This is a genomic window from Mycobacterium sp. E1747, from assembly GCF_001667775.1.
Classification (GTDB): domain Bacteria; phylum Actinomycetota; class Actinomycetes; order Mycobacteriales; family Mycobacteriaceae; genus Mycobacterium.
Genome location: NZ_LZJI01000037.1, coordinates 1 through 3015 on the forward strand (window position 1 = coordinate 1; position 3015 = coordinate 3015).

Genomic DNA, 3015 nt, shown 5'->3' on the forward strand with positions numbered 1-3015 from the left:
CGCGGCGCTGCAGTCCATGGAGCCCGCGTTCAGCTTCATTGGCCGATTCGTTGCCGCCAACCAAATGTTGGTAAAGCAGTTCTGGGCTGATATGGGTCAGCTTGGGGACAAGGTTGTTGAGTTCGTGCGGGTGACGTGGCCGCCGTTCCAATCCGTCCTCAACACGTTGGAGTCGGTTTTCCAGCGGGTGTTTGGGACTATCGCCAATGTTATTGAGCGGGTGTGGCGGGTGGTGAAACCCATCCTCGACCAGTTCCGTAGCGCGCTGGGGAGTTTGGATCCGACGGGGTTGTTGGGGAAGCTGGGCAGCTTCTTCTCGTCGAGCGGTGGCGGTGGGACTCCGCCTGTGGCTGGCGGTGATGGTGCCACATTGCCGAAACTGTCCGATCTGCGTCCGTCAGCGACATTGGGTGCTTCGCCTGGTGGTGCGCTGCCGAAACTGTCTGATCTGCGGCCCGGACCGCGGCCGTGGCTCCTCAACGACCCACTAGCACCGGGAGCATCCGCAACATCGCCGGGTGCTGCTCCGTCCGGGTTCAATTGGGATGCGGTGGCGCAGGCCGAATCCAGCGGGAACTGGTCTGACCGGGACTCGGGCCACAACGGGCACTACGGCGGCCTGCAGTTCGCGCCTGACACGTGGGCCGCCTACGGCGGCACGCAGTTCGCCCAAAACCCCGCTGACGCGACCCCGGAGCAACAAAAAATCATCGCTGACCGGGTCGCGTTCTACGGCTGGCAGGGCAAACCCCCGCAAGGCTTAGGGGCTTGGGAAGCCATCACCACAGGCAAGGTGCCAGGCGTCACGACCAGCAGCCAGCCCCCCAGCATGGGAATGCCGAGTGCGGCGATGCCGTCTGTGCCGGGAGCGTCCGCCACCATCCCCGGGATTCCTGGCCTGAACCTCAGTATCCCTGGCAAGGCTCCTGAGGAGCATCTTCAGCCTGGGGCGGTGCAGCTGAATCGCATTATCAGCCAACTGTTCCCGGATGTGTCGAGCATCGGCGGGTGGCGCGCCAACGACCCATTCCCTGACCATCCCAGCGGGCGGGCTTTGGACATCATGGTCGGCGCGAATAAGGCGCTGGGTGACCAGATCAACCAGTTCCTGCAGCAGAACGCCGCCGCGCTAGGCATTCAGTACACGTTGTGGCAGCAGCAGGAATGGGATCCCGGCAAGGGTCCATCCCCAATGGAAAATCGGGGATCTCCGACCGAGAATCACATGGATCACGTCCACGCCATGATCCGCCAGGGCGCGCTGCCGAACATCAACGGCATGGTGTACCCGTCGGCGATGATGCCCACTGTTGCTTCCCCGGGCGGGATCTCCCCGGACGGCACCTACCCGTTGGGGACGCAGAACTCCCCGTTCTATGTGATGCCAGCACAGTCTTCCGGGGCAGAGCAGTTGGGGCAGGACTTCGTGTCCGGGATCGCGGAGGTGTTCGGATTTGACGGCTCCCTGTTCAAAAACCCCCTCGACTCGGGGCTTTTCAAGGGCTTCAAGGGGTTGATGTCGTTCCTCACCGGCGGCGGCAAGGGCGGTCAGGGGCAGGGAATGCCCGCCTCGTATTGGCAGGGCGGTGGGGCGATGCCCGCGATGGGCGGCGGGGACATCTTCTCCGGTCTGGGCGGGATGTTGACCAGCATCATTCCGCAGCCGTTCGGGCAGATCCGACCCGGCGGGCCGGCACAGGCCCCAGATGAGTTCCAGCCCATGCTTCCTGGGAGTGGGGGGAACGCCACACTGCCGGGGAACTTCACCCCTAGCGGTATGAAGACCGCTGCTGGCGGTAACCAGATCGACAACAGCATCAACTTCTACGGTCCTGTCGGAAAGCCGCAGGACATCCACCAGACAGCAATGGATTTGAACGTGCCGCGCGCACGTCAAGGCGTGCAAAGCATCCCTGGGATGTCAATGCCATGACCGTGAAGGTGATCAAGCAGCAAGAGCAACACCTGCTAACCGACTGGGACTCCGCCCGCGCATATCTGAAAATGCCGACGGAGACCACCCGTAACATCTATATCGGCCCGAACAACCTGCGCTGGGACCTATCTGGACGTAACAAGGGCCGCCAGGGCGTAAAACTGGGAACGCACTTGCAGGGTGATTACCACCTGCCAATCGACCAACTCTTCACTGAGGGTGCTTATCAGGTCGGTGCGACGTACGAGCGAACCAACACTCTCAAGCGGATCATCAACCTTGCTGTAGTACTCGGATTCAACTGCTCAGAGCTGCAATATCGGGCGATCGAGTCGAACTGGTGGGATTCCTGGCCAGAAGACACACCTGGCTGGTGGGGCCGGCATACCCCATTTTCTGGTTGGCGTTGGGCGCAAGTTCAGTTAGCAAAGCATCCAGACACGCCTATGCCGATCGACCCGACAGCGTTCGGTAATAACGGTTTCCAGTGGGACATGCAGATCGTCGCGGCGCAGCCGTGGTGGGCCAAGCGGATGCTCACGGACTCATTCACAGCGGCTGCGGATAGCGTCGCGAAGCTCGGCTACGACGAGCAGACATTCCATATCGCTAACCGCGGAACGATGGAAGCACACCCCATCTTCATGTACACCGGACCAGGCCGGGCGTGGATCCAGGACGGCATGACCAACAACATGATTGAGCTGCCGGAACTGTCAGCTTCGGATGGCTATGTGACCGTGGATACTGACCCCGCTAACCGCACCTTGAAGGGGTCGAACGACCCGACGGACAACCTGTTCTATCAGTTCATCCGCCAATCGAGGGTGTTGGATTTCTTCCTCCATGACCTTGAGGCGTTGGGTGAGCCGGTATGGCGGCGCGCCAACGGAATACGCTTCCAGTCACCTATCCCTCCCCGAACGGTGGCGAACATCAAGGTCCGCCACTCTCAGCCTGGTGGGCAGGTGGTCATCTTCATGCCGCAAAGGTATAAGCGCCCGTCATGAGTAATCCTCTCAACCTCATTCCCAATGCGGTTGAGAGCCTTGCTAGTGGGCCGTTGGAGTTCACGCGGC

Annotated in this window: 2 protein-coding genes; both read left to right on the forward strand. The window is 61.3% G+C overall.

Annotated features, from left to right (window positions below; genetic code table 11):
• The coding region (locus A5695_RS30100; protein WP_304442336.1) for a transglycosylase family protein at positions 1 to 1933 on the forward strand (1933 nt) is incomplete at its 5' end.
• Positions 1930 to 2946, forward strand: a complete 1017-nt coding sequence (locus tag A5695_RS02690) for a hypothetical protein (RefSeq protein WP_082945807.1) — start codon at positions 1930 to 1932, stop codon at positions 2944 to 2946. The genes A5695_RS30100 and A5695_RS02690, both read left to right, overlap by 4 nt.
• Positions 2947 to 3015 lie beyond the last annotated feature (69 nt).

Coding starts and splice junctions, on each gene's coding strand:
- A5695_RS02690 (WP_082945807.1), top strand. CDS start 1,930: ATGACCGTGAAGGTGATCAAGCAGCAAGAGCAACACCTGCTAACCGAC.